We start from the raw sequence: 2133 nt of genomic DNA on the forward strand, positions 1-2133 counted from the left end.
GGCGCCGTGCTGTCCGCGCTCTCGGACAGCGTCTCCAAGAGCGCGTGCGCTTTTCCCATGATCTCCAGGGCGGTCTTCGTCCGCGCCAAATCCGCTTCCAGGCGCTCATTGCGCCGCCGCAGCCGCTGAACCGCCCCGGGTTCTGTGGAGACCTCAGCTGTTGGCTCCAACCACCTCGCGGGGCTGGGGTTGAGCGTAGAACATCGATTCGTGTTCGGTCGGTGGGACGTGCCCGATGGCGGAGTGCAGACGCTGGTTGTTGTACCAGTCGACCCACTCGGCGGTGGCCAGTTCGACCTGGGCGAGGCTGCGTCATGGGCCCCGGGGTTTGATCAGTTCGGTCTTGTAGAGACCGATGGTGGACTCCATCAGGGCGTTGTCCAGGGCGTCGCCGACGCTGCCGATCGAGGCGTCGATACCGGCGTCGAGCAGGTGGGTGGTGAACCGGAACGACGTGTACAGGGCTGCCCGCGTCGCTGTGGTGCACCAGTCCCGGCCCGGCGGGTTGGCCGGCGCGGTCGCGGCGCCACAACCCCATGTCCAGGGCGGCCAGGACCAGCGGGGTGCGTTTGTTCGTCGCCGCGGACCACCCCACGATCGCCCTGGAGTAGATGTCGACGACGAACGCGACGTAGACGACGCCGGACCAGGCGGCCACGTGGGTGAAGTCCGCGACCCAGCACCGGTTCGGTCGGGCGGCGGTGAAGTCCCGGTTGAGCAGGTCAGCGGCCCGTTCGTGCCCGGGATCGGCGACCGTGGTGCGGATCTTCCCCCGCACGACACCGGCCAGACCGGCGCCGCGCATCAACCGCTCGACCGTGCACCGGGCCGTCGGATGCCCTTGGCGGCGCAGCTCATGCCAGATCTTGTGAGCTCCGTAGACGCCGTAGTTCGCCGCATGGATCTCGCGAATGAGTGCTGTCAGCTGCGCATCGCGCACCTGCCGCTTCGACGGCAGACGCTTCTTGGCCGCCCAGTAGCCACTCGGGGTGATCTGCAGCCCGTGCCGGCGCAGCACGCGGCAGATCGGCTCGACCCCGCCGAAGCGGTCCCGATGCTCGTCGACGAAGTTCACGAGCGTGTCGTAGGCCGGTCGAGCTCGGCCGCGAAGAAAGCCGACGACGCCTTCAAGATCTCATTCGCCCGCCGCAACTCGGCGTTCTCCCGCCGCAGCCGTTTCAGCTCCGCCGACTCCTCCGACGTCACCCCCGACCGCTGACCGTCGTCGACCTGCGCCTGACGGACCCACTTGCGCAGGGTCTCGGCCGTGCCGATCCCCAACCGGGCCGCCACCGCCGTGATCGCCGCCCAGTCCGACGCGTAGTTCGGCCGCACCTCCGCGACCATCCGCACCGCCCGCTCCCGCAACTCCTGCGGATACGGCTTCCTTCCTGCCATCTCTCGATCCTTCCCAAGCGGGGAAGTCTCTACAAGATCCGGGGCAGTTCAAGCCACTTAACTCCCGTTGGCCTCAATCCCTTGACACGTTCCGGTCTACCGGGTTCGTCTCCCCAGTTAGATTGGAGGTAGTCGGGCCGCTTGAACTGGATGCTCAGAGACGAAGAGACAAAGGAAAAGGACGATGGCAACAGATACTCAGACCTCGCGGACCGTGGTCGAGAAGTTCCTGGAGCGCCTCGGCAGGCAGGACGCCGACGGCATCCAGGAACTGTTCTCCGAGGATATCGACTGGTACGTCCCCGGCAGACTGCCGGGGACCGGGCGCCGTACCCGCCAGGAGGAGGTCGCGCCGTACTTCACCACCTTGTGGTCGCTCTTCGTGCCCGGCCAGAGCAAGGTCGTGCTGGAGCGCTTCATCGTCGACGGTGGTGACGTGGTGCTGCTGGCGGTCTTCACGCACACCGTCGTGTCCACCGGCAAGGAGTTCACCCAGCCGGTGGCCATGCACCTGGCGGTCGAGGACGACCGAATCGTTCGCATGCACCTGTACGAGGACACGCTGACCGTTGCCGAGGCGTTCAACGCCGGCTGAGCGGAGGGCACTCAGGGACCTCGCGGCCCGGGGCGGCCCGGCCGGGCATGTACGCATAGGGTCAGCCGAGAAACGGCCGAAGCCGAAACGGAGAGCAGAACACCCCCCCCCCCCCCCCCCCCCCCCCCCCCCCCCCCCCC

1 protein-coding gene and 1 pseudogene are annotated in these 2133 nt (G+C 67.7%); one reads left to right on the forward strand and one right to left on the reverse strand.

The features are described from left to right. Window positions 1-153 precede the first annotated feature (153 nt). A pseudogene (locus ACFOX0_RS34005) lies at window positions 154-1398 on the reverse strand (IS3 family transposase). Window positions 1399-1582: 184 nt separating this feature from the next. On the opposite strand from ACFOX0_RS34005, the gene ACFOX0_RS34010 reads away from it, so the two are divergent. Beyond that, complete coding sequence (locus tag ACFOX0_RS34010) at window positions 1583-1993, forward strand: nuclear transport factor 2 family protein (RefSeq protein ID WP_377553768.1); 411 nt, start codon at window positions 1583-1585, stop codon at window positions 1991-1993. Window positions 1994-2133: the final 140 nt, after the last annotated feature.

It is taken from the genome of Micromonospora zhanjiangensis (assembly GCF_042650605.1).
GTDB classification, from domain to species: Bacteria; Actinomycetota; Actinomycetes; order Mycobacteriales; family Micromonosporaceae; genus Micromonospora_J; species Micromonospora_J zhanjiangensis.